Raw genomic sequence first — 829 nt, 5'->3', positions numbered from 1 at the left:
CATCCTGTTGTGCTGGATGCGACATCTGAACTCCTGGTCACATTCAACCATCATATTATCAGAATCACCATTCCAGGATCTGAGCTGTTTTTCTATTCTATTTAGTACCCTTGCAGGAAAATCAGATTCATCAATTTCATATATTCTGAGAATCTTATCAATAGGATAACCAGTATATATTGAAGATTCATCAAAAAATTGTTTATTAAGTGTGAAATATTCTGCAGTGCATCTCTTGACATATGGATGACCAGTATATTTATCTACTACATCAGCTCCTATCTTTTCTTTAGGTTTTACTCCATCTTCAAGCTTTCTTTTTAATTCATATATTCTATGATATCCGACTTTATTGGGATCAAGACCACAGGATTCAAGCAGGGATTCAATGGAGACAGAAGGGTATTCTTTATAAGCTTTATCGATGAATTCAGAACTGAATCTAATTAGACTTCCTGTTCTGACGAATATTCCAGAATCAATCAGAGATTCATTGTCGTACTTTTCAGTAGAGTTATACTTTACAGATACCTCATTCCTTCCGTTAGTAGGACGACCATAGCGCTTAAAGTTAATGTTGGTGTTATTTATCACATCGCATCCTAATATCGAACAATCAAAGCCGTATGATTTAAGTACACTTCTTATCTGAGAAGTAGATGGCTGCTTAATCCATTCATCGTATAAAATGCATCTGAATTCATAAGTGAATATCAGTCTGTTTTGTTTAACGTTCTTGACGTATGGTGAGTTAGATAATAACTTAATTTCTTCATCAGTGAATTTTTTTGATTTTGACATAGTAGAATTTAAACAACAAAACAAAAAA

1 protein-coding gene is annotated in these 829 nt (G+C 33.3%); it reads right to left on the bottom strand.

What is annotated here, in order from left to right:
* Nucleotides 1-801, bottom strand: an 801-nt coding sequence (locus tag H8909_RS13215; protein ID WP_202985982.1) for an HTH domain-containing protein, incomplete at its 3' end; no start/stop codon positions are given.
* Nucleotides 802-829: the final 28 nt, after the last annotated feature.

It is taken from the genome of Catenibacterium faecis (assembly GCF_014306455.1).
GTDB classification, from domain to species: domain Bacteria; phylum Bacillota_I; class Bacilli_A; order Erysipelotrichales; family Coprobacillaceae; genus Catenibacterium; species Catenibacterium mitsuoka_A.
Note: the sequence above shows the minus strand (reverse complement) of the source record. Positions and strands in the feature narration are given on the sequence as shown.